This window comes from Rhizobium sp. WW22 (assembly GCF_047041135.1).
Lineage (GTDB): Bacteria > Pseudomonadota > Alphaproteobacteria > Rhizobiales > Rhizobiaceae > Rhizobium.
In genome coordinates this window covers 173,458-193,598 of sequence record NZ_CP178198.1, presented here as the reverse complement: position 1 = coordinate 193,598, position 20,141 = coordinate 173,458, and the positions used below count along the sequence as shown (strand labels likewise).

The following is a 20,141-nucleotide window of genomic DNA, read 5'->3' as shown; positions in this document are numbered from 1 at the left end:
TTTCTCGTTATGCGTCGTGATATTTGGCTCGCAGGTGTGGCAGGCGCGGTCGTGGGTTCTTGGTTGACCCTGGTCGCGGTACAGTTCGCGGGACATGGCTTCGATTTGCACGGCCGTGGCAACTCGACTGCAGACAACAAGCCAGCCGCGACGACGCAGAGCGACACCGCCAAGGCCGAAACCACGCTGCCAAAGGCTGTCGAGGCACCCAAACCTGCCGAAGCCACGAAGGATAAGGCAACAGTCCTGGCGACGGCGTCCCCTTCGACAAGCAGCTCCGACAGCAGCCCCGAGCTGTCTGCGACTGTCATGGCGGCGGCTGCCGCGGCGAGTGCCGGCGACGATACGAAGGTCGAGGAAAACAACACGGCGGCGGAGCCGGTGAAGCAACAGGACACCAAGGTTCCAACTGATCCCGCGCGCTCCAACGACATGTCGACGAAGCCAGAGGAAGCACAAGCATCGCCGCCCGCAGCAGATACCGTCAACGGCAAGGGCGCTGCCGCCCCTGCATCGCAGCCAAATGAGGCCAAGCCGGACAAGACGGCTGTTACTTCATCGGACACAGCATCTTCCGGTGAAGCCAAGGCCGATCCTGCTCCGGACAACCGGATACCTGCCGATCAGATCGACAGGCAAACGGCGGCGGCCGAACATCGAACCCTATCGCCGGTATCGCCGCAGCAGCAGGCTCAGCCCATGCCTCAGTCTGAACCTCAGCCTCAATCCGAACAAGCAGCGATTGATCCTGCATCCAAGCCGCAGGAGCAGACGACGACGATCGAACTCGTCCGTCCCTTCTCTGATCAGGCTGGTATATTGACTATCGGCGGTAGAAGCGTGCAGCTCACCGGTATCATTCCGACCGATGTCGACCGGATGTGTACCGGCCCGAGCGGAAAGGACTGGCCCTGCGGCCAGGCAGCACGCACGGCATTCCGCATGTATCTGCGCGGACGCTCCATCGATTGCGACGTGCCCGATGCCAATTGGAAAGGCACGGCCAAGGGCACCTGCCGCTATGTCCGGGTCGATCTCAGCGCCTGGCTGGTCCGCTTCGGCTGGGCCGATCCGGAACCGGGTTCGCCGCTCACGGCTCTCGTCGATGAAGCCAAAGAAAAGAAGCGCGGCATCTACGGCGACGACCCACGCAAGAGCGGAAAATCGACGCTTGCACCGCCTCCGGTCAAGGAAGACCCGCTCAATCCCATCTGACGCCTTGCTTCCGCCACCAGCTTTTGCCATGAGATGCGCGACTTTTCAGTCTGCCAAATTCAAAGGACTTCGCCTGTCATGAACAAGCCGCTTTCTGCTCACGAGGCCCTGATCTACGTTATGGTACTGGCCTCGGCCGTCGACCGCACGATGAACGACCGGGAACTCAGCCGCATCGGAGAGCTCATTCACGCCCTGCCGGTTTTCAAGGGGTTCGACGACGAGAAGCTGATTTCCGTGTCCCGCGATTGCGCCAAGCTGCTTTCGAACAATGAGGGATTGGACATCGTGCTCGAAACCGTGCGCGATACGCTTCCCGCACGTCTGTACGACACGGCCTATGCGCTCGCCGTCGAAGTCGCTTCGGCCGACCTGTCGGTCAAGGCTGAGGAATTGCGCCTGCTCAGCCTGCTCCGCGACCGCCTGGGCCTCGATAAGCTGACCTGTGCGGCCATCGAGCGCAGCGCGATCGCCCGCTATCGCAAGGCCTGAGGCATTACGCATTCCGGACGGAAAACCGCTGCGCGGTTTCCTGAAACTGCTGAATCAGTAAAGCCCGTAAGGAAAATAGCGCAGATAGATTTCCTGGAGCCTGCCATCCCGCGACAGGGTGGCAAGCGCATGATTGATCGCCGCCGTCAGATCGGCATCCTGCTGGCGCAGCATGATGGTCATGCCTTCGCCGAGAAATTGCTGCGACAGGTAGGGGCCGTCAAACAGAGCGCAGCATTTTTCCGCCGCCGGCGACGATACCCAGAAGGAAAGCTGCAGGCCATCGGCAAATGCCGCATCGACCTTGCCGTCCTTGACGGCGGCCAGAAGCCCATCCTTGTCGTCGAAGGGCACCAGCTTGATCGCCGGGAAGAAGGCCGCCAGCATCGCGGCGTGCACCGTTCCCTTGACGACGCCGACCGGATGTCCCGAGAGCGAGGCGGCGGTCGTGCCGCTGATCGATGCCTTGAGATTGCGCACAAAACGGGCCGGCAACATCAGGAAAGGCCGTGAAAAGGCGAAAGTCTTGCGCAGTTCGGGCGTAACCGCCACGCCGGCGATGATGGCATCGCCTTGCGAAGCGGCAAGTGCGCCGTGCAATTCGCCGAAGGGCAAGGCCTGGATCTGGCATTTGTCCGATATTGCCAGCTCATCGCAGATCTTACGCGCCAGCTCGACATGGAAGCCGGTGAGCTTGCCGTTCTGATCGAGGAAGTTGAAGGGCGGAAAGTCGATCGATGTCAGGAAGCGCAGCCTGACCAGTGAGGACAGATCCGGCTTCGGCAGGCGCTCACGCGCATCGAACAGGATCGGCAGGCTCTGCGGCTTCGTCTCCTGAGCGGCAAGCGGCACGGTGCAGGATAGAGCGATCAAGGCCGCAAGCGCCAGATGCCGGGCGACTGACATGATCGACGAAAGGCAAACACGCATGGTCTGGATACGGCCTCCGGTCGTGGATGCACATTCTGATTCACGAATCCGATGTAGCAGAGACAGGCCGCAGGGGGAATATCGCGCTGTTAATGATGACCGAAGTGGCGCCGGTATGGGTGGCGTTGGAGCCTTTTACTTTTTCGGCAGAACGAGCCGTTCAATCTTTCCCGATTGGCTGCCTTCCGCCTCTCCGCGCCGTTTCAACAGCCTTGCAGGAGCGCCGACATAGATGCCGTAAGGCTTGGTCCGGCCCTTGACGACGGCGTTGGCGCCGATAACGCATCCCTTGGCGATATGGGAGCCACCGAGAATCTTGGCGCCCGCCCCTATCCAGACATCGTCCTCAATGACGATCGGCTTCTTCGTCACGCCCTGAAGGCGGATCGGCTGCGAGATGTCATCGAAATTGTGATCGAAGGAGACGATCATTGCATGGGCGGCGATGCGCACATCATTGCCGATTACAATCCCGCCGCGGCCGAGCAGAATGCTGTAGTCGTTGAAGGAGACATGGTCGCCGATTTCGATGCTGCCTTCCTGCGCATCGATGATGACGCCCTTGCGGAAATGCACTCTTTCCCCGATACGGACATCGCCTCGCTTCCAGATGATTTTAGCGCCGAGAGGTACTTTGGTGCTGCGGGCAATCTTCAGCGCACCGCTTCGAAAGAGCGCTCTCAACCTGTAAAACCATGCAATGCCACGCATTTCGACGCTCCTGACAAGGAGCGCCCGTTCTTACACGCTTGTCTGACGCCCGCCTGAATGCGCTACAGATGGCGATGCGGCAGTGCATTCGCAAGTGCGGTCGCGTTGCCTACGCTGTTCAGATGCGCGCGGCAAGGCCTGTGATCAACGCAATCACGCCGAAGCCCGCCGCCCCTGCACAGACGGCAACCCAGCCGCCGAAATCCCAGGCGGTTCCGGCAAGAGCCGACCCCAGCGCGCCGCCGAGAAAGAATATGCCGACAAACAGACCGTTGATGCGGCCGCGGGCTTCCGGCTTCAGGAGATTGACGGCGCGACGACCCAGGGTCTGATCGCCTGTGACGCCGACATCGAGCAAGACCGCGCTGACGCCCAGAAGGATCAATAGCGCCACAGAGTCGCCAGACCGTATTCCACCCACCCAGGCAGCCAGCGCCATGGCGGCAAGTACGATCAGATGCGACGCCAATGTCGCCGTCCGCGTCCAGCCCCTGTCGCCCATGCGGCCGAAGACGGAAGTCGCGGCAGCCCCGCCGGCGCCCACGAGGGCAAACAGTGCGATGCCGGACTGGCCGAGCGAGAATGGCGGCTGCGCGAGACACAGGGCAACGGATGTCCAGAACAGGCTGAAGCTCGCCATCATCAAGGCTGCCGTGAAGGCACGCAGCCGCAGCACGGGCTCCTCCCTCAAAAGCTCGAAAAGCGAACCGATCAAGGCCCCGTAACTCGCGTTGATCAGAGGGCGCCGCTCCGGCAGGCGTAAGGCAAGCACAGCGGCGAGCAGCGCAAGCGTTGCGGCACTCAAGGCATAGAAGCTTCTCCAGCCCCAGAAGTCGGCAATCAGACTTGCCAACGGTCGCGAGACAAGAATGCCGACCATAACGCCACTCATGACATTGCCGATAACCTGGCCACGATGTTCAGGCGGCGCCATCGCTGCCGCGATCGGCACGAGGATCTGGATGGCGGAACAAGCTGCTCCCAGCAGGAAGAGGAAGATCAGAAGGCTCCAGCCCGTCGGTGCGAAGGCGGCGGCAATAGCCATGACCAGAGCCGAGAGAAGCATGCGCAGCACCAGCTGCCGGTTTTCCATGAGATCTGCCAGCGGCACCAGAAAGAACAGGCCGGCGGCATAGCCGAGCAGCGAGGCCATGGCCACCAGGCCGGCACCGCTTTCGGAAAAGCCGAGCGACGGGCCGATGATGCCGACCAGCGTCTGAGGCGCAAAGAGATTGAGGATCATAACGCCGGTGGCGATGGCGAACAACAAGGTCGAAGGAGCAGCCGCCGTCGTGGAAACCTCTTCCTCCGGCTCGCTCGTCATGTGTTCGGGGACTTGCGACATGAGCTCTCCAATAATCTTTGATAATAATGATAGCCATGTGTATCGCTTTGTCGCATAATGCGGCAATTGAAATTAGCTAATAATGATTATGCGAGTTCGGCATGAACATTCATGATCTGGAAGCCTTCGTCGCCGTGGTGGAAACGGGTTCGATTGTTGCCGCCTCGGCGCGCATCAATCTGACCCAGCCCGGCATCACCCGACGCATACAGAACCTGGAAGACAGCCTCGGCATCGCGCTACTCGACCGGCAGTCGAAGCCCCTGCGGCCGACCGCGGCAGGCCGCGAGGCCTACGAGCATGGGCGCCGCGTGTTGCGCTCGCTCGACGATCTCAAGGCCGGCGTTTCGCCCGGCGGCGCGATCGGCGGCGAATTCCGTCTCGGGATCATGCCCTATCTTTCCGAGGCGGCTTTATCCGCTCCGCTTGATGAGTTGCGCAGTCAGTTTCCGCAATTGACGCTGCGCATCGTCACTGGCTGGTCGCCGCAACTGATCGAGCAAGTCGCTCACAGCCAGCTCGATGCGGCAACCGTCTGCCTGCCGGAGGAGTTGCAGCCGCCGGATAATGTCGTCGGCGAGATGCTCGGAGTCCATGCCGTCATTCTCGTCGCGGCGCCTTCGCTCGGCGTTCCCAAGCAACCGAGGCTTGAAGATCTTTCCCGTTTTCCCTGGATCATGAACCAGAGCGGCTGCGGCTTCCGCGCCTTCATTCAGCATCGCTTCGAAGCCGAGCGCCTGCCCTTCGACGTCGGGGTAGAGGCCATGAGCGCCGATCTGCGCATGTCGCTGGTCGCGCGCGGGCTCGGCATCGGCGTCTTGACGCCGGCGGCATTGGCGCACAGCCGCTGGCGCGATTTGGTCGAAATCGTCGAAGCACCGGATTTCAGCCCGAAAGTCGTCAACTGGCTGGTGCATCGTCCGCCAGCCGGGCGGCTGGCTCGACCGATCGCAATCTTTGGAGATGCGCTAAAGGAAACGTTGAAGTCGAAGAGACCGCTTCTGGCGTGAAGATTTTGGAGCGGGTGAAGGGAATCGAACCCTCGTATTCAGCTTGGGAAGCTCGGCTTATTGTAGATGCCGCAATTAGTTAGCTGTAAAACTCGGCCATTCACGCAAGAAAAAGCCTTTTAGTATCAATACGGGTGTAAAACGGCGCCACGGGCGTAGTTGAGCGATTGCCCTTGCTTTTAGGCCAATCAGGTTCATCCTGTACGGATGGCTTATATCCCTCCACCGACCTTGCCGCCGGGAGATCCGGACCGGCACCTGAAATGCCAAGAGGCGCTGGATGTTGCTTTGCAGGAAGTCGCTCAGGCTGCAATGAAGGCCGGATGGGATCAGCAGGAAGTTGCGGCCGCTCTCGTTGAGCTTGCTGATGCCCAGGTCCTCGCAATGATCGAGGATGGCGCCGTTGATGATCAAATAGAGTGGCTATTTGGTCGGCCCTAGTTCATCGCCCCTTCGAGAGCTCACTGCACCGCAACCGGCTCTCCTAATTCGCAATTGTTTAATCGCCCGAGATTATGTGGCCCATCTTCAAACCGATGGAGCTTACTCTTGACACACACGACCATTGTTGGACTGGACCTCGCCAAAAATGTATTCCAGGTGCATGGGATCGACGCCGAAGGCAAAAAGACATTCAACAAAAAGCTACGTCGCGAGGTGGTGAAGGAGTTCTTTGAGAACCTCCCCTCTTGTACTGTGGCGATGGAGGCTGGAAGTGCTTGTCACTTCTGGGCTCGCGAGATCGGCGCCTTGGGTCATCGAACTCTGATCATCCCAGGGCAATACGTAAAACCCTTCGTTAAACGAGAAAAAACAGATGCGCTGGACGCTCAAGCGATTGCGATCGCCGCAACGCAGCCGGATATTCAAGGTGTGCCGGCAAAGTCGGCTGAGCACCAAACGTTGACTGTATTAATCACAACACGGGCACTCTTCGTCCGACAGAGAACGAAAGCGTTTCAGGCCTTTCGCGGGCAACTTTCCGAATTCGGTATAATAGCGGGGACCGGTACCGCGAAGCTCGAGCGACTGGCGATGGATCTGCGAGCGGGTGCGTTGAAGGAAATACCGATCGCGGTGCGAGACGTCCTCCTTGCGATATATGACGAGATCGAAGCCCTGACGATGAAGATCGTTCGCTTCGAAAAGGAGCTCGCAGCGCTTTCGAAACATGAAGGCGATGCGCGCCGCCTTCAGACCATTCCCGGCGTCGGGCCTGTGACTGCCGCGACGATAAAAGCCTATGTACCGGATGCGCTCCTCTTCAAATCCAGCAGGCAGTTCGCGTCGTGGCTGGGCTTGGCTCCCAAAGCGCATAACAGCGGTGGGAAAAGTCGATCCGGCTCAATCTCAAAGCGAGGGAATCCGGTTCTAAGGGCACTCCTATTTATCTCGGGCATGACGCTCGTCAGGCAAGCGAAGGCAAAACCGCAAAGCGTCGATGCATGGCTTGTAAGGCTAGTCGAACGGCGGCCCTACAAGGTTGCTGCAATCGCAGCAGCAAACAAAATTGCCAGGGTCATATGGGCTCTACTAAGCAGAGGCGGTAGTTATCAAAGTCCGCAGCGCGCTTAAACCGCAATACGCGGTGCGCAAGTCCTAGGAGCACTCGTTCAGGCAATGCCCATCTAGACAGTACAGGCCGTTGCGCCGAATGTGCAAAAGCACGACCCATTTCAAAGGCCGTCCTGTCGGCGTGTCATAGAGCGGCAAGCACGCAAAGCTATGCCGACAATTTTCCTGCAAGCGGCGTCTGAAGAGCCCGTGGAAGTGTTGTATCGCGGGGCCGCCCATTTTTTGGGCGGCCAACCTTAGCGGAAGAAGGAAAGGCTAATTCTCTGCCTGGGTGGCACCTGATGAGCCCGGAAACCGGGATTAGATCGCTCGCGTCGGATTGAAGAAATCGATTGTAAAATTTCTAGTTGGCAAATACTGGTCTTGCTTGACTCGAATGAACCCTATCGGCATGTTCCCGCAACGTATGGGGGATTTCATGACAAAACGTTTTCTCGCACTGGTGTGCGCATCTATTGCCTTGACCGCTTGCCAGACAACAACGCCGGCCGATGACACCATCTATATGCGTACAGACGGTGTTTCGCAGGTTGGCCGCCCCGATCTTCTGCAAAAATTTGAGATCGATAAAACTGTTTGCCTGGGTGAAACGCAAAAGGCTGCCGTTGGTGCGCCGGTCGTTTATTCGAACGGAACCATTCTGAGCGAGCTGAGCGCGGCTGGTGTCAACCAGCAAAAGAGCAATGCACTTAATGACGTCATGAAAGGTTGCATGGCGCAAAAGGGCTACATTCTCGTCAAAAAGTCTGAAGCGATGGCAACCTCGCAGCGCCTTAAGGCAATGACCAAGAAATAACGAAAATTACTGCTGCGCGTAGGCGAGGATCATTGGGTGGCAGGCCCGTTAAACGGCCTGGACACCTTCAGCCGGCTATCCCAATTGGTAATGAACTGACGGGCAATCTCGGCACTGCCCGTAAAGGTCACATTCTCCGCGTTCCGCTTCTGCGCCGCAGAGGTGTAGTTATAAGACCCGCCGATCGTCAGGCGTTCGTCGATCACGATGATCTTGTTATGGGCGATCGCCGGCTCGAAATCGATCCAGACCGGAACGCCGACGGCTTCGAGCAGTGTCGCGCCCGAATATTTCCGCTCGTTCGTCTTATCGAGGATCGCGAGCACTTCAACGCCCCTGCCCGCGGCCCGTTGCAGCGCATGGATGATCGGGAGCGAGGTAAAGCCATAAGCCTGTACGCGGATCGATGATCGAGCTCGGTCGATCGCATCGATGATCTTGGCCTCGCACTGTTCGGCCGGCGTGAAACAGACGGAGACCTGTGCCGTTATCGCCTGGGACGAGAACGCCGGATTGGTCACAGAGATAATTGCAATCAGGGCTACGAGAAGTCTCATTGTCCCACTCGATGGAATGCCGTCGCATAAACGCCAAGACTTGTACCCCGGCCCTCTACTACTATCCGCGTGCCCCGTCCGAGACCTATTTTTAGATCGCTTGGGACATTGCAAAGCTTGTTAAACGCAAACGGCAACTCTTCTATTTCGATCGGCGATCGGCAGCCTTTATCTGGCGATCCGTCCGTTTTCGATACCTGATAGGTAATCTCGACATGATGTCCCGCAATCGCCGCCACTAGCATCGGGACACCAATGGTGGCTGGTGCGCTTCCAAAAAAATATCCCAGGAATGGAGATAATAGGACGGTCAGAATCTTTCTCAGCTCGCCACGCTCAATATCGATCCTCGTAATGGAAGAGAAGGTAACGAATACCGCCCCCATCAAGCCGAAAGAGATGCGCATTGAGGCTGTTTCATTCAGGAAGTTTGTTGACGGCAGGTATCCGTATCCAAAAAATCGGGAAAACATAGCTACGCCGCCGAGCCCCATCCAGATCAGTACAAAAATGGCTGCCAACCTTACGGGCCATCGAACAGCTCTCGTGTTTGTTTCTCCGTCCACTGGATTGCCCCACCGCGCAATTATCCGCTTTTCTCGCATACTCTCAGTTGCACTAGCAAGGGATCTATCTCGTCAGTTCTCTTAGGCTTGACTCTGCCTCAAAATGAGAACATTTATAGAACAGATTAAGGAAGACGTCATGAGTACCGCCGAAAAATTCATTGTCCTGCCGTTTCGAAAGAACCGTGGCAACCTGGTACCGGGTGAGATGCGCCAGGCCTCGAATGCGGTGAGCGCCGAACGAATTGCGTCGGCAATGGCATCCCGCTTCGTTGGCGTTGCGGCTTATGCCGTCATGGTCGACGAGGAGAGCGGTGATATGTCGTCACCTCGCCTTCTGGCGAAACATGGCGAAATCGCCGATCTGAACGCCGCCTGAGACAGACCGATATTTTCAATACTGAACCGCCCCTCCGGGCGGAACGGAGACATGCGCCATGCAACCGAACCATTACACAATCACGCGCCAAGACGCTGAGGTGCTCAAGCAACTTGTCGCATTCGTCAGCCAGGATGTTTTTGATGAGCGGCGGCACGACGGCGGCATTGGCAAATCCGCGGCGTTCCTCGCGATCATCAATGATGCGCGCGGCGCGCTCGAGCAAATCGGCGCTTATGACTTTGATCACGAGAATGACGACGACCTGCAGCCATATACCTTCTGGTGGGAAGGTCCCTTCGATCTTCCGAGCAACGAAATCGAACATGCGCTCGCCGGTGAGACCGAAGGTAGGCCGGGTCTCGTTTTCAAGCGGGTGCAAGTGAACACCGCGTTGCCTTCGGGATACTTCGCAGACTTGCAGTTCGCGATCGATGAAGCCCAGGGCAAGATCTGCACACTCATCAGCATCCCGATCGACCAAACCGAACTCATACTCGGGCCAAACTGGTACGATATCGGCGAAAACCTTGAGGTGACAATCGAGCTCATTGTCGACGGGATCGAAACCCATCCCACCTGGGTGCAATATTTCCAAGCACAAGCATGACCGATGCCCGAGAAGGCCGCGAGCCGAATGGACGTGCTTTCGGCGCCTACGCTATCCAGCTATGCGCAAGGGTCGCACTTTGTCAAAATCACCTGTGAGCTCTGCCGGGTGAAACGCTTTTATGAGCCGGTGGATATCATACAGCTGTGCGGAAACATTTCCGTTCGACAAATCGCAAAGCAGTTCCGCTGCGAGAAGTGCGGGCGGAAGGATTACTTGGACGTCGACTTAGTGAGCCCTTCGGCGGCTGAACGCGTCGGCATGTGCGTGCGGCGACTCACCGAGATCAGAATTATCCGCAGACCGGTGTGGAAAGATATAAAGCTTTGAGGTGGATCGATGGATCGGAGAATGAGGCTGACGAGAGCCAAACTGGACAGGGGATGGCCGCATAGGCTTATGATCCTGGTCGAGGGCATGACCTATCGCGAATCCGGACCGCTTCACGAGGCAGTCAGGCAAATCGACCCTACGTACAAGACAAAGCACGCCCAGTATTGCGGCGCCTCATATCAGGTGCTTTGTTTCAAAGAAGAGGCGACAATGCGCAATGTTCAACGGCTGATCGGCGGCCGGATCGTGCTTCCAAGTGATTTTTCCAAGTCCGGCGAATGGAACGGCAGAGGATCAAATGTGCAATCTTTACAACGTTACAACCAATCAGGAAGCGATACGGCATTTTACCCGAGCGATGATCGACAGCATCGGAAACCTGGAGCCGGAACTGGACATCTATCCTGATAAGATGGGGCCGATCGTGCGGAATACGCCGGCCGGCCGAGAGCTGGCGAAGGTCCGCTGGGGATTGCCATCCCCTCAAAATGTGCTTTTTGAAGCCGCGACCAAGCGGGCCGATAAGCTGCGCGCCAAGGGTAAGGAAGTGAACTTCGAAGAGCTTTTGAGGATGGAACCTGATGGCGGCGTGACGAATGTGCGTAACATTGAGAGCAAGCACTGGAAACGGTGGTTTGGTGTAGAAAACCGCTGCGTCGTACCGTTCACGCGGTTTGCCGAGCCAGACCCGGCAAGCAAGGTCGAGGGAGGCCGAACGCCGAACGCTTGGTTCGCCGCCAGCACTGATGAGCCTCTGATGTTTTTCGCCGGCCTGTGGGTGCCGCAATGGCGTTCCGTGCGGAAGGTGAAGGAGGGGGAGATTACGGTCGACCTTTTCGGCTTCCTGACAACAAAGCCGAATAACATAGTGATGCCCATCCATTGGAAGGCCATGCCCGCCATCCTTCGGAATCAGGATGAGGTCGAGGCCTGGCTTACTGCGCCGTGGGCTGAAGCGAAGGCGCTTCAGCGGCCGTTACCAGATGATGAGCTGGTTTTGTTGCCAGCCAAAAAGGCTATGAGAGATGCAAAATGATCGAGAGCCGCGTCAAGAGGCTGGAACAGACGATCATAGAGCTAGATGCCCGCTGCCTGGACTACCGCCAGCCTCGCTATGGGGATCGCCGTTAGGATCATCGACGGCTTGAATTTTTCCAGCTAACCCGTATGGAGTTAGGAGAGCCGCAGTGTTGCTGGCGCCAGGAGGGAGATTGATGGAGACAAAGCGGCTGGATGCCCTAACATCTCTTCGCTTCTTTGCTGCCGGCGCCGTTGTCATATTCCACGGCAAAGCCATTTTCGGAATGCCATCCTTTCTGGCTAATCTGTCCCTCACCCAAGCAGTATCATTCTTCTTCGTTCTCTCTGGCTTCATCTTGGCCTATGGGCAAAAATCGCTCGAAACGCCCGAGGAGATTTTCCGCTTCTATGTCGGTCGAGTGGCTCGCATATGGCCTGCCCATGTTGTGAGCGCTCTGGTCGCGATCATAATAATCCTGCATCAGGGTGCAGCCATTTCGCCCTTTGCCGCAGCAATGAACCTGTTGCTACTCCAGTCGTGGGTTCCCGATCCCGGTGTGTTCTTCTCTCTGAACGGTGTCTCATGGAGCCTTTCGGATGAGATATTTTTCTACATCCTATTTCCATTTATCGTTCTGGCGGCGCGGACGCAGACATTGAAATGGTTGCTTGGCTCAGCCATCGCGACGGCCCTCATGATTGGAGCGGTGTCGTTCGCGTCTGACCATATGCTCAGGTTATGGGGAGCAAGCATATCGCCCCTAACCAGGCTTTCTGAGTTCGTTTTAGGCATTGCAGCTAGCCAGGTGTTTGGCCGTGTGCGAGGCGTCGCGTTGGGGCAACTAAATGCGACCATCTTGGAGATTGCCGCGCTTATCTCCGTGATCCTGGCAATGCGGCTCGGGAACTATGACCTACTGTTGCGGGTTGGTATACCGGACGCCCAAGCCCTGTGGTTTGCCAATACAGGTGGCGGCTTCGCATTTGCATTCGCCATCACTGTACTAGCGCTGCAGCAGGGGGCCATATCGCGCTTACTCCAAGCGCGAGTTCTGGTTTATCTCGGAGAAATTAGCTTCGCGCTCTACCTCACGCACCAACTCGTATTCAGAACGGGAATTTGGAGCGGCAGCACAGCGGATCTAATCATCTATTGGGCCGCGACGATTCTTGCGGCAATGGGTCTGCATCACTTTGTCGAAAGGCCGTTCCAGCGGATCATCATGCGGCGTGCGCCATCCTCAAAGCTTCAGCCAGTGCCGAACAATCGCTGAAGCCGTATCGCTTGCCCAGACGATCAGCGACCCGACAGAAATTCCAAACAGAACAAGAAGGGCGCCAACCCCGGCGCCGAGAAGTTTGATCCGCCGCCATTCGGCAATTGCCGGCGCGACTTCCTCGTGATTGTCCGCGACGGTTTTCTGTAGTGCCTTCACCTCGTCGCGGATCTGGGCGTCAACGAATCCAGCGATAGCGATTGTTTCGTCGGTCTTCGCCATCTGTTTCGCATGCTCATCAAGACGACGGTGGATAACAGCCCGACTTTCGTGAGCGTCTTCCTTCTCTTGCTGAAAATCTTCGCGGATTCGCTCGACACTGTTTTCCAGGCGTCCAAGCGTTCGGTTGATTTCGTGCAGCAGATCGCTTTGTGTCGGCATTCAAATCGGTCTTTCACTGCAGGAGGGATATCAGGCATGGCGCGATCACACAGAAGAATGCGCCGGTCGACAGAAAGAAAAGGAAAAGGCTCACACACGCTGACATCACGGCCGCCGTTCGAAGCCGGCTTTTGTATCGTCATAGAACGACGCGCAGCGTTCCCCACGCGCGTTCGCACGATCAAGAGCCCCGCGCTCCCGAACTAGGGCGGATCGCAGCTCGTCGCCTACCCTGACGGCGGCGTGCGGCTCTTTCTTCCGGCAGTCATCCGGCAAAGGCGGCAGGTTGGTTCCTGCGGCCATGGCGCCCTTTGTCGCCGATGCCTTTTCCAGCCGATCAGTGAGACTGCAGGAACTGAACGTCAGCAGGATCGGCAAGACACTGGCGATTTGCAGCAGCGAGCTTCTTTTCATAGTCGGCGATCTCGATATCGGTTTGAGCGTCTTTAGCGCGCTGGGCGGCGTCATCGGCCGCCTGGCGCTTTCTGGCCTCTTCCAAGGCCTGTGCGGAGGCATTGCGCTGGCGTTCTAACTCGGCCGCCTTCGCCTCCGCCGTTTCCTTCTCGCTTTCGAGCACGTAGCCCCTCAGCACTTCATCCTTAATGGTCTGGACGTGGCCAACGGCTATGTCACCGAGCAGCGGAATATTCTTCAGGATCGGATAGTCGTTGAGGATGGGCACGCCAGTCCAATAGAGCGACGTGGCGAGCGCGCCGACTGCAGCGCCGGCGCCGAGCTTGATGTAATCGAGGATCCCGAACATCATGCTTCTCCGATGATCTGGTATTCAGTATCGAAATCCGGAAGTTCGACGGTCTGGCCGGCCAGACTATGGGTACAGTCCCCGAGGAACTGAATTCGTCCATCGGTCACGAACGAATGGCAGACAGCAGGAGGAGCGCCATCAACGCCTGCGTCCCTGCCATTGTATTGGACCAAAACGGACGGCGCGAACGTAGGGGCATCGGGGTTTCCGTTATAGCCCCACCGCCCCGGTCCATCTCCCTCAACACGGATCATATGAGCGCCATCGCATCCAGGGCACCAAAACATAAGGTGGCCGCCTTGAACGCTTCTTAGCTTCTTGGAAATGGCAGCCATCATGCGGCCCCCTTCAAGCAATACATCTGCTCAAGGGCGCGTCGCTTCGTCAGGCCGGGAAGCTCGACGAGCACGCCGTTCTTGCGGGCCTTATTGTAGAGCGTGATCCGGCCGCAGGCGGCGCGGACATTCCCGGCGCGGAGGTAGGCAGCCGCCGAAGATGCGCAGAAAGCGCCATTGCCCAGATTGTAGCTGAAGTCGTTGAATGCCATCTGGACATAGGGAGAAAGGTCGTCATAACTCTTAACGCAAGCGGCGTTGCCCTGCTGGTAATGGGCCATCCGCTTCTTGAGCAAATCCAAACATTCCTGCTGGCTGAAGGTTCGGCCCTTCATGTCCTTGGCGTTCTCAGTCTCGCCGTAGCAATAGGTGAGGACGCCGATCGGGTCTTTATAGACGTACCCGTAATAGCCCTCAGCCGGCGCTGCTAAGGTGGTGACGGCCATTGCAATGCCGGCGGCGACCCCAACTTTGGCGCGTTTACTCACCATCTTCATGTCCTTTCAGGTTTTCTTGAGCCACAAGGCGGGAGATCAGCGCACCGCAGGTGACGAGCCCCGTGAGAGCGGCAAAAGTGCCGCGCGGGATCGAGACGAACTGATCTATGATCGGGAGGGCGACTTCGCAGCCGGAAAGGATGCCGGCCACGATGATGAGGCGGATGCTCCACGCACGGCGAAGCACACGACCCCATTCGGGAACGAGTTTCGGTTTCACTAGATATCCTTAGGAAGCTCGACCTTGATCGGTCGTCAAAGCAGATCGATGGTGCAGCGAGCCGCTACGCCGCGGCGCCCTTTGTGAGCGTAAATCCGATAGAGATGGCTTCAGCCAGCGATCCGCCGGTCATATTTCGAACGGATATTACAGCGACACCGTTCTGCACGTCGGACACCCCGACGTGGTAAGCGCCATATGATCCGCCTCCGGTGATGTTGGGCGTTAGCGTATCGGCGGACGTTATACAGGCGTTCTTGAGGATAAAGGACACAACTGCGCCGGCCGGGATCGCGGCCGGATGCATGGTGATGACTCCTGTCGGCTTGTCTAAAGTTACGGTCGTCGATTTGCTCGTTTGCTGGGTAACAGAGCCGCCTGCTCCGAGGGCGTAACCGAAAGGGCCGAACCATAGGCCATTGTCAGTATACCCGACTAGCATAGGGTGATCGGGGAGCGCCTCTTCGTCATTCGTTCCATGATTGGCGAAGACGCACTTCCTGATCTTATGGTTGGCATCTTCATAGACCGTGACCTTGTCTATCGAACAATCATAAAACCCGATGCCCGCTGGAAATTGGTCATTGTCGAGCGCGTCGAGGACAAGGCTAAAGCTCGTCGGCTCTGCGCTGCTCTCAAAGTGGCAACGATGAAACGAGATGGAGTCAACGAATTTCAACCAGGCGCAAACGGCTTTCGTCGCGCCGGCGACAGTCTCGATGCGCACCAACTCGAACATGCTGAGCCAAGTATCATTGCTGGCGGCGATAACGCCATCCATCCGCAGGCCGATACTCTCCGGGTTCTTGAGATTGATGCTTATTCTTCCGAAGAAGTTATAGATATTATAGTTTCCAGTCGGGGCGTTACCGCCCTGGATTTTCAAAGCAATGGTCTTCGATGCCGGATTAATGATTTTAATCCCGTCAACCCTGCATCCGGATATCGATGTGAACCGGAGACCGCCACAGAGCGAGTTGCAGTCGATCAGTATTCCATGAAGCTCGCAATTGCAGATCCGCCCCAGATAATCGAGGATATATGCGGTAGTCGCCGTACCGACATACTTTATGATGGATGGGACGGCCGAACTGTAAGAAGCGAAGCCCGCGCCTTCGCCAACGATTTTCACCGCATTCCTCGTGGATTGGGCTGCGCCGGCGTCGCCATTGCCAATCGAGAGCAGACTTGCAACCCACCACTCTCCACCAGGGACGTAAATCTCGCCGCCCTTTTCTGACAGAAGAGCGATAGAGATGGAGAACGCTGACGCGCAATCGGGACCATTCGGCACGGCGCCGAACCAGCGAATGTTGTATCGATTCTCGATCGCAAATCGGACATAGGCCCCTTGCGTGGCGGCGATAATCGAGCTGGGGATAATCATGCCACGTTGCCAATCGATGAGCGCCTTGGCTGAAAAGTCGCCCGCCGTCCATATGAAGATTCCCTCGCGTCCTGGCTCAGTTAGATAGACCATTGGCGCGAGAGATGGATCAATAGCGGCGACATCATCACGGCTATTGACGTAACCAAGATTTACAAGGGTCAAATCGTGTTTCCTTATCTAACGCGGCGGGCATAGATGCCGCCGTAGGCGGTTTGGGCGCCGCCACTGAAATTCGAAAAGCCAATCAGGTAGATGGTCGTCGTTGCGGACAGCGAGAACCTGCGCCGGAGACCGGCGACCGTTTGCGTGCCGCCTCCGGGCGTGCTCATTGACATTTGGCCGTAGCCGCCGCCATTGGGGGCGCTAGGAAGCGTAGCGGACGTCGACGACAATGCGCCGATCGTGTAAATCGAAGTTGCGCCTGAGCCGTTAACCAGCGTGACGTTCCCCCACACATCCCAATCGCCAGCGGTTAGGCTGATAGCCGTGACATTGACGGCCGTCGCCGAGGTCATAGAAACGGCGGAGCCGGATGAAACTTCAGATTGGACAAACTCCCCAACGCTGCCGGCATTCGCATTGTTGTTGGTGGTGGTGCCGACGATCCCGGCGGTCTGCGACGGTGTGATAGCGCCGGCAACCGATAGGGCGCCGCTGACGGATAGGGCGCCGCTGACGGATGCCGCTCCTATACTGACCAATCCCGTAGCGCGATTGATGCCGAGCGGCTGATCTATAAAGGTTCCGGCATCATCGTATCGATAAATGCTAAAATGCGAACCAGAATTACCACCAGATTCCGCGTTAGAGTCTCCAGGAACAATTGCCCATCGAGACTTTCCGTTTGTAAACGCAAGAATGTTGCGCGACTGCCCGGCGCCGGTAGAATTGAACAGAAGAGACGGGTTAATTGCCTCGATTGTCATGTTGGAGTAAAATTTTGACTTACCATCAGCCCTGCTGATCGTCAGAACATCACCAAGATAATTGCCCGCATCATTGAAGTGCGACAGCTTGAAGTCAGACCCGGCATTAGAACCAGATTCAGGGGTGCTATCGCCAACCCACATTTGCCAGCGAAGAGTATTAGCCTTCGTGCTTTGAATAAGTGAGCCGTAATTTCCTGCTGCCGAGTTCAAGCCAAGAATGCTGTGCCACGGCCCATTGATAGCGCCATCAATAGTCTGCGTGTTGCCGAAATAGTTCTGCTGGTTGAGCAGCGGAACAACGGCTCCGGATGCGCCAGTAGAGCCCACGTTGTAAGTTGCGGCCGTTCCAAGCCCCATATTCGTGCGCGACGTAGCGGCAGCCGTACCAGTAAACGCAAGACCCTGCGCAAGCGAGACAAGACCGGTGGAGCGAGTTATAGACAACGGCGCATCAATCAAAGCGCCGGCGTCTGTAAAGCGGGTTATCTGCAGGTTTGAGCCGGCATTGCTACCAGACTCGCCGGCGCTGTCGGCGTAAAAACCCCACCGAGTGCTTCCCGCTGTTTGGAAGCGAATAGTCCTATTAACGCCAGCCGCATTGTCGAGCTGTAGGCTCGGCATGGTCTGAGTAGCGCCCCAGGTATTAGCCGCATCAAGCCGTCCAATGGTCGCGCCGCTCGTACCAGTGTTCATAACGGCAGCTGTTCCAAGCCCAAGCGCCGTTCGCTGGGCCGCAGCATTCGCGGCCCCCAACAGAGCCTGGCCTGCCGTCGTGACATCCATCAACGCCAATGCACCCGGACCCGTAAAGTACGGGATCTTATTCGCCGCGCCCGTGAGGCCCGAAAATGACGCAAGATTGCCATTGCTCAACTGCTGGAGCAGCTGACGCGAGGTTTCCTGCATACGAGCATTGTCGCTCTGCAGCATGATCTCGTAGGCCGCTGCGGTCTGTGCTCCGCCCGGCCAAGGATTGGCGAGCGTCAGCTGCGTGTCGCTGTCAACCGACAGGATGCGGATCGCGTAGCCCTTGTGCACGCCGAAGAAATCGCCGGGCAGGATGGCCTTGGTCCACAGCGTGCTTATGCCGGTGACGACCGCGCCGTCGGCGTCGATCGTCGCGGTGCCATCCTTATAGACCGAAGGGAGGGTAACGGCCATGTTAGGCGTCCTTTTCCTCGACCTTTTTGGCACGCGGCGGCTTTACATCGCCACCGACTGCCTCCGCTTTCTCCGCCGCCTCGCGCAGGGCGGCGATTTCCTCCGAACGTTCGGCAAGTGCCTGCGTCAGCTGTCCGCACTTCAGCTCAAGGTTATAGGCGATCGTGTGCATGGCGAGCAGCCGGTTTTCCGTGAACTCTAGCCGGGCGTTGAGCTCGGCATTGATCACTTCAGCCGGGATCGCCGGCTGCTCTGGGCGCTGTTCGTTCGACATGTTTTTTCCTTTTGATGGGTATGACGATGACAAAGTGCTTCGGCCGGCTGATCGTCATTCCAGCCGGTCACGATTAAGAGCTGTGCTCGATGAAATGCTTAGAGTTCTGCGAAGGCCCACCAGCGAAGGCGCCGGGTGACGGCAGGTTTCGCGCGGTTGTAGAGCTGCAATCTCGGCGTTGTGCCTGCAACGAACCAGCCGCCGACTGTATCAGTGCCGGGCAAGATGCCGTCCGTCGATTTGATGAGAATGAATGGCGGATAGGTGAAAACCTGTGAGGGAATATTCACCGTTACGGTTGCGCTCAACGAGATATTGTAGGGCACATCAACCTCACCGAACGCCTTCGGCACCATTGGAACCTGGCCTTCGTAGATCGACATGCGAGAGATGTCGCCGCCCAGGACATCGACGCCGGGCTGGCTTGCGCGGAATAGAAAGCTGCCACCGCTGTTTCCAATGTAAACGCGACGGGTCATTACTCACCAAACCTGTTCTTGAAGACCATCCACGTCAACGTCATGCTGCCGCCCGAACCGCCGACATTCATCACTGCACGCGCTCTGAGGGTCGTGTTATTGACGAGCCAGACCCCGCTCTCGGTGAAAATCTGACCGCCGGAGCCGACCTGCCCATAGGTTCCGCAGAGAGAAATCGGCACACCAGAGCTGTTGACCGGGATGTTTGCCGAATTGGCGCTGTCGTACTTGATGTTGCCGAAAAAGACCGGGCGATATCCGAGATCGGGGAAGTTGACTTCGGCGTACCAGATCGTTTTCCCGGTTATGGCCCCGGTGCTGGTCATGCTGACCTGGCCGTTGGCGTGCAGCATTAGGGTTCGAAATCGACTATCGAGCAAATAATTCGTGCTCGTGTCGTCAATGTCTCTTCCCGGCTTGCTTATGAATATGCCGCTATCGCCAACGGCCGGATTATTACCGATCCTGATCCGCTTCACCATCAATCAACACCATAGACTTCATATTCGATCGTTCCGTAGTTCATGGTGCCACCGGTCGAGAGATTGCGAGGAAACCAGATCCGGTTGCTATAAATGATCGGGCAGACCTGCCCATTGCCGACCTGCTGCATTGGAGATTGAACGCTCGGGCCACTCCACGGCGTCGCGACACTACTTGCCGCCAGCATGCGAGCGACGACGCATGGCGCGTAGCCATAGTCGCGGTTGAACATCACGTTCCAATCTCCGCCGCCCGGATCGGTGGCGGATTTGGCTTCAAGCAAGATGCCAGACCAATTCCAGTCAGAATCAAAGATCTTGTCTTTGTCAGCCATTGAGGTTGATGCCGCGATGCCCGGTCTCGAAATGATAATCCTGGCCGCCTGTATGATGGCGCGAAGAACCATAATC

26 protein-coding genes are annotated in these 20,141 nt (G+C 57.4%); 9 read left to right on the top strand and 17 right to left on the bottom strand.

Features of this window, described 5'->3' with window-relative positions:
* The first annotated feature begins 9 nt into the window (after positions 1 to 9).
* Complete coding sequence (locus tag ACK83U_RS01075) at positions 10 to 1,215, top strand: hypothetical protein (protein ID WP_112608027.1); 1,206 nt, start codon at positions 10 to 12, stop codon at positions 1,213 to 1,215.
* A gap of 78 nt (positions 1,216 to 1,293) precedes the next feature.
* A complete protein-coding gene (locus ACK83U_RS01070) occupies positions 1,294 to 1,707 on the top strand; it encodes a tellurite resistance TerB family protein (protein WP_015338732.1) in 414 nt (137 codons plus the stop codon).
* A gap of 54 nt (positions 1,708 to 1,761) precedes the next feature.
* Here the strand turns inward: ACK83U_RS01070 and ACK83U_RS01065 are convergent, their stop codons facing one another.
* From ACK83U_RS01065 to ACK83U_RS01055, 3 genes are all read right to left on the bottom strand, one after another.
* Positions 1,762 to 2,637: a transporter substrate-binding domain-containing protein gene (locus tag ACK83U_RS01065; RefSeq protein WP_112608025.1), complete on the bottom strand. Its 876-nt coding sequence runs from the start codon at positions 2,635 to 2,637 to the stop codon at positions 1,762 to 1,764.
* A 135-nt stretch (positions 2,638 to 2,772) separates the two neighbouring features.
* Positions 2,773 to 3,348 carry an acyltransferase gene (locus ACK83U_RS01060; RefSeq protein ID WP_112608023.1) on the bottom strand — a complete coding sequence of 192 codons (576 nt, stop codon included), beginning with the start codon at positions 3,346 to 3,348 and terminating at the stop codon, positions 2,773 to 2,775.
* A gap of 118 nt (positions 3,349 to 3,466) precedes the next feature.
* A complete protein-coding gene (locus tag ACK83U_RS01055; protein WP_112608021.1) occupies positions 3,467 to 4,693 on the bottom strand; it encodes an MFS transporter in 1,227 nt (408 codons plus the stop codon).
* A gap of 101 nt (positions 4,694 to 4,794) precedes the next feature.
* On the opposite strand from ACK83U_RS01055, the gene ACK83U_RS01050 reads away from it, so the two are divergent.
* A complete protein-coding gene (locus ACK83U_RS01050) occupies positions 4,795 to 5,703 on the top strand; it encodes a LysR family transcriptional regulator (RefSeq protein ID WP_112608019.1) in 909 nt (302 codons plus the stop codon).
* Positions 5,704 to 5,778: 75 nt separating this feature from the next.
* Here the strand turns inward: ACK83U_RS01050 and ACK83U_RS01045 are convergent, their stop codons facing one another.
* Positions 5,779 to 6,117, bottom strand: coding sequence for a hypothetical protein (locus ACK83U_RS01045; protein ID WP_412474763.1), 339 nt, complete (start codon positions 6,115 to 6,117; stop codon positions 5,779 to 5,781).
* 135 nt (positions 6,118 to 6,252) lie between these two features.
* Here ACK83U_RS01045 and ACK83U_RS01040 point away from each other — a divergent pair, with 135 nt between their 5' ends.
* Both ACK83U_RS01040 and ACK83U_RS01035 read left to right on the top strand, forming a co-directional pair.
* On the top strand, positions 6,253 to 7,278 hold the full coding sequence (locus tag ACK83U_RS01040) for an IS110 family transposase (RefSeq protein ID WP_412474762.1): 1,026 nt from the start codon (positions 6,253 to 6,255) through the stop codon (positions 7,276 to 7,278).
* A 418-nt stretch (positions 7,279 to 7,696) separates the two neighbouring features.
* A complete protein-coding gene (locus ACK83U_RS01035; protein WP_412474761.1) occupies positions 7,697 to 8,074 on the top strand; it encodes a hypothetical protein in 378 nt (125 codons plus the stop codon).
* A gap of 29 nt (positions 8,075 to 8,103) precedes the next feature.
* On the opposite strand, the gene ACK83U_RS01030 is transcribed toward ACK83U_RS01035, so the two are convergent.
* Together ACK83U_RS01030 and ACK83U_RS01025 are read right to left on the bottom strand one after the other, a co-directional pair.
* Positions 8,104 to 8,631, bottom strand: coding sequence for a phospholipase D family protein (locus ACK83U_RS01030; protein ID WP_412474760.1), 528 nt, complete (start codon positions 8,629 to 8,631; stop codon positions 8,104 to 8,106).
* Entirely contained in the window at positions 8,628 to 9,152 is a 525-nt protein-coding gene (locus ACK83U_RS01025; RefSeq protein WP_412474759.1) for a hypothetical protein, read from the bottom strand. Before ACK83U_RS01025 ends, ACK83U_RS01030 begins: the two co-directional genes overlap by 4 nt.
* A gap of 184 nt (positions 9,153 to 9,336) precedes the next feature.
* Between ACK83U_RS01025 and ACK83U_RS01020 the strand changes: the two genes are divergently transcribed.
* The 4 genes from ACK83U_RS01020 (at position 9,337) to ACK83U_RS01005 (ending at position 12,813) form a co-directional block, all read left to right on the top strand.
* A complete protein-coding gene (locus ACK83U_RS01020) occupies positions 9,337 to 9,576 on the top strand; it encodes a hypothetical protein (protein ID WP_112409868.1) in 240 nt (79 codons plus the stop codon).
* 58 nt (positions 9,577 to 9,634) lie between these two features.
* Entirely contained in the window at positions 9,635 to 10,186 is a 552-nt protein-coding gene (locus tag ACK83U_RS01015; protein WP_412474758.1) for a hypothetical protein, read from the top strand.
* A gap of 631 nt (positions 10,187 to 10,817) precedes the next feature.
* Positions 10,818 to 11,555: an SOS response-associated peptidase gene (locus tag ACK83U_RS01010; RefSeq protein ID WP_412474757.1), complete on the top strand. Its 738-nt coding sequence runs from the start codon at positions 10,818 to 10,820 to the stop codon at positions 11,553 to 11,555.
* A 178-nt stretch (positions 11,556 to 11,733) separates the two neighbouring features.
* Entirely contained in the window at positions 11,734 to 12,813 is a 1,080-nt protein-coding gene (locus tag ACK83U_RS01005; protein ID WP_412474756.1) for an acyltransferase family protein, read from the top strand.
* Here the strand turns inward: ACK83U_RS01005 and ACK83U_RS01000 are convergent.
* The 11 genes from ACK83U_RS01000 to ACK83U_RS00950 form a co-directional block, all read right to left on the bottom strand.
* On the bottom strand, positions 12,781 to 13,197 hold the full coding sequence (locus ACK83U_RS01000; RefSeq protein ID WP_412474755.1) for a DUF1515 domain-containing protein: 417 nt from the start codon (positions 13,195 to 13,197) through the stop codon (positions 12,781 to 12,783). The two genes, ACK83U_RS01005 and ACK83U_RS01000, sit on opposite strands and share 33 nt — an antisense overlap.
* A gap of 337 nt (positions 13,198 to 13,534) precedes the next feature.
* Complete coding sequence (locus ACK83U_RS00995) at positions 13,535 to 13,960, bottom strand: hypothetical protein (RefSeq protein ID WP_412474754.1); 426 nt, start codon at positions 13,958 to 13,960, stop codon at positions 13,535 to 13,537.
* Positions 13,960 to 14,217 (bottom strand): DUF6527 family protein, encoded by a 258-nt coding sequence (locus ACK83U_RS00990; protein WP_412474875.1) that lies wholly within the window; start codon positions 14,215 to 14,217, stop codon positions 13,960 to 13,962. Before ACK83U_RS00990 ends, ACK83U_RS00995 begins: the two co-directional genes overlap by 1 nt.
* Before the next feature lie 80 nt (positions 14,218 to 14,297).
* Positions 14,298 to 14,789 carry a glycoside hydrolase family protein gene (locus tag ACK83U_RS00985; RefSeq protein WP_412474753.1) on the bottom strand — a complete coding sequence of 164 codons (492 nt, stop codon included), beginning with the start codon at positions 14,787 to 14,789 and terminating at the stop codon, positions 14,298 to 14,300.
* Positions 14,779 to 15,015: a hypothetical protein gene (locus ACK83U_RS00980; protein ID WP_412474752.1), complete on the bottom strand. Its 237-nt coding sequence runs from the start codon at positions 15,013 to 15,015 to the stop codon at positions 14,779 to 14,781. The genes ACK83U_RS00985 and ACK83U_RS00980 overlap by 11 nt, the downstream gene beginning before the upstream one ends.
* A 64-nt stretch (positions 15,016 to 15,079) precedes the next feature.
* Entirely contained in the window at positions 15,080 to 16,567 is a 1,488-nt protein-coding gene (locus ACK83U_RS00975; RefSeq protein ID WP_412474751.1) for a hypothetical protein, read from the bottom strand.
* 11 nt (positions 16,568 to 16,578) lie between these two features.
* Entirely contained in the window at positions 16,579 to 18,495 is a 1,917-nt protein-coding gene (locus tag ACK83U_RS00970; protein ID WP_412474750.1) for a hypothetical protein, read from the bottom strand.
* Between the two features lies 1 nt (position 18,496).
* Positions 18,497 to 18,769 (bottom strand): hypothetical protein, encoded by a 273-nt coding sequence (locus ACK83U_RS00965; protein ID WP_412474749.1) that lies wholly within the window; start codon positions 18,767 to 18,769, stop codon positions 18,497 to 18,499.
* A 98-nt stretch (positions 18,770 to 18,867) separates the two neighbouring features.
* Positions 18,868 to 19,248, bottom strand: a complete 381-nt coding sequence (locus ACK83U_RS00960; RefSeq protein WP_412474748.1) for a hypothetical protein — start codon at positions 19,246 to 19,248, stop codon at positions 18,868 to 18,870.
* On the bottom strand, positions 19,248 to 19,730 hold the full coding sequence (locus ACK83U_RS00955) for a hypothetical protein (protein ID WP_412474747.1): 483 nt from the start codon (positions 19,728 to 19,730) through the stop codon (positions 19,248 to 19,250). The genes ACK83U_RS00960 and ACK83U_RS00955 overlap by 1 nt, the downstream gene beginning before the upstream one ends.
* Entirely contained in the window at positions 19,730 to 20,137 is a 408-nt protein-coding gene (locus ACK83U_RS00950) for a hypothetical protein (RefSeq protein ID WP_412474746.1), read from the bottom strand. Before ACK83U_RS00950 ends, ACK83U_RS00955 begins: the two co-directional genes overlap by 1 nt.
* Positions 20,138 to 20,141 lie beyond the last annotated feature (4 nt).

What these genes read in the sequence shown, in the direction of transcription:
- ACK83U_RS01075 (WP_112608027.1), top strand. Translation starts at nt 10, where the DNA reads ATGCGTCGTGATATTTGGCTCGCAGGTGTGGCAGGCGCGGTCGTGGGT.
- ACK83U_RS01070 (WP_015338732.1), top strand. Translation starts at nt 1,294, where the DNA reads ATGAACAAGCCGCTTTCTGCTCACGAGGCCCTGATCTACGTTATGGTA.
- ACK83U_RS01065 (WP_112608025.1), bottom strand. Translation starts at nt 2,637, where the DNA reads ATGCGTGTTTGCCTTTCGTCGATCATGTCAGTCGCCCGGCATCTGGCG.
- ACK83U_RS01060 (WP_112608023.1), bottom strand. Translation starts at nt 3,348, where the DNA reads ATGCGTGGCATTGCATGGTTTTACAGGTTGAGAGCGCTCTTTCGAAGC.
- ACK83U_RS01055 (WP_112608021.1), bottom strand. Translation starts at nt 4,693, where the DNA reads ATGTCGCAAGTCCCCGAACACATGACGAGCGAGCCGGAGGAAGAGGTT.
- ACK83U_RS01050 (WP_112608019.1), top strand. Translation starts at nt 4,795, where the DNA reads ATGAACATTCATGATCTGGAAGCCTTCGTCGCCGTGGTGGAAACGGGT.
- ACK83U_RS01035 (WP_412474761.1), top strand. Translation starts at nt 7,697, where the DNA reads ATGACAAAACGTTTTCTCGCACTGGTGTGCGCATCTATTGCCTTGACC.
- ACK83U_RS01030 (WP_412474760.1), bottom strand. Translation starts at nt 8,631, where the DNA reads ATGAGACTTCTCGTAGCCCTGATTGCAATTATCTCTGTGACCAATCCG.
- ACK83U_RS01020 (WP_112409868.1), top strand. Translation starts at nt 9,337, where the DNA reads ATGAGTACCGCCGAAAAATTCATTGTCCTGCCGTTTCGAAAGAACCGT.
- ACK83U_RS01015 (WP_412474758.1), top strand. Translation starts at nt 9,635, where the DNA reads ATGCAACCGAACCATTACACAATCACGCGCCAAGACGCTGAGGTGCTC.
- ACK83U_RS01010 (WP_412474757.1), top strand. Translation starts at nt 10,818, where the DNA reads ATGTGCAATCTTTACAACGTTACAACCAATCAGGAAGCGATACGGCAT.
- ACK83U_RS01005 (WP_412474756.1), top strand. Translation starts at nt 11,734, where the DNA reads ATGGAGACAAAGCGGCTGGATGCCCTAACATCTCTTCGCTTCTTTGCT.
- ACK83U_RS01000 (WP_412474755.1), bottom strand. Translation starts at nt 13,197, where the DNA reads ATGCCGACACAAAGCGATCTGCTGCACGAAATCAACCGAACGCTTGGA.
- ACK83U_RS00995 (WP_412474754.1), bottom strand. Translation starts at nt 13,960, where the DNA reads ATGTTCGGGATCCTCGATTACATCAAGCTCGGCGCCGGCGCTGCAGTC.
- ACK83U_RS00990 (WP_412474875.1), bottom strand. Translation starts at nt 14,217, where the DNA reads ATGATCCGTGTTGAGGGAGATGGACCGGGGCGGTGGGGCTATAACGGA.
- ACK83U_RS00985 (WP_412474753.1), bottom strand. Translation starts at nt 14,789, where the DNA reads ATGGTGAGTAAACGCGCCAAAGTTGGGGTCGCCGCCGGCATTGCAATG.
- ACK83U_RS00970 (WP_412474750.1), bottom strand. Translation starts at nt 18,495, where the DNA reads ATGGCCGTTACCCTCCCTTCGGTCTATAAGGATGGCACCGCGACGATC.
- ACK83U_RS00965 (WP_412474749.1), bottom strand. Translation starts at nt 18,769, where the DNA reads ATGTCGAACGAACAGCGCCCAGAGCAGCCGGCGATCCCGGCTGAAGTG.
- ACK83U_RS00960 (WP_412474748.1), bottom strand. Translation starts at nt 19,248, where the DNA reads ATGACCCGTCGCGTTTACATTGGAAACAGCGGTGGCAGCTTTCTATTC.
- ACK83U_RS00955 (WP_412474747.1), bottom strand. Translation starts at nt 19,730, where the DNA reads ATGGTGAAGCGGATCAGGATCGGTAATAATCCGGCCGTTGGCGATAGC.
- ACK83U_RS00950 (WP_412474746.1), bottom strand. Translation starts at nt 20,137, where the DNA reads ATGGTTCTTCGCGCCATCATACAGGCGGCCAGGATTATCATTTCGAGA.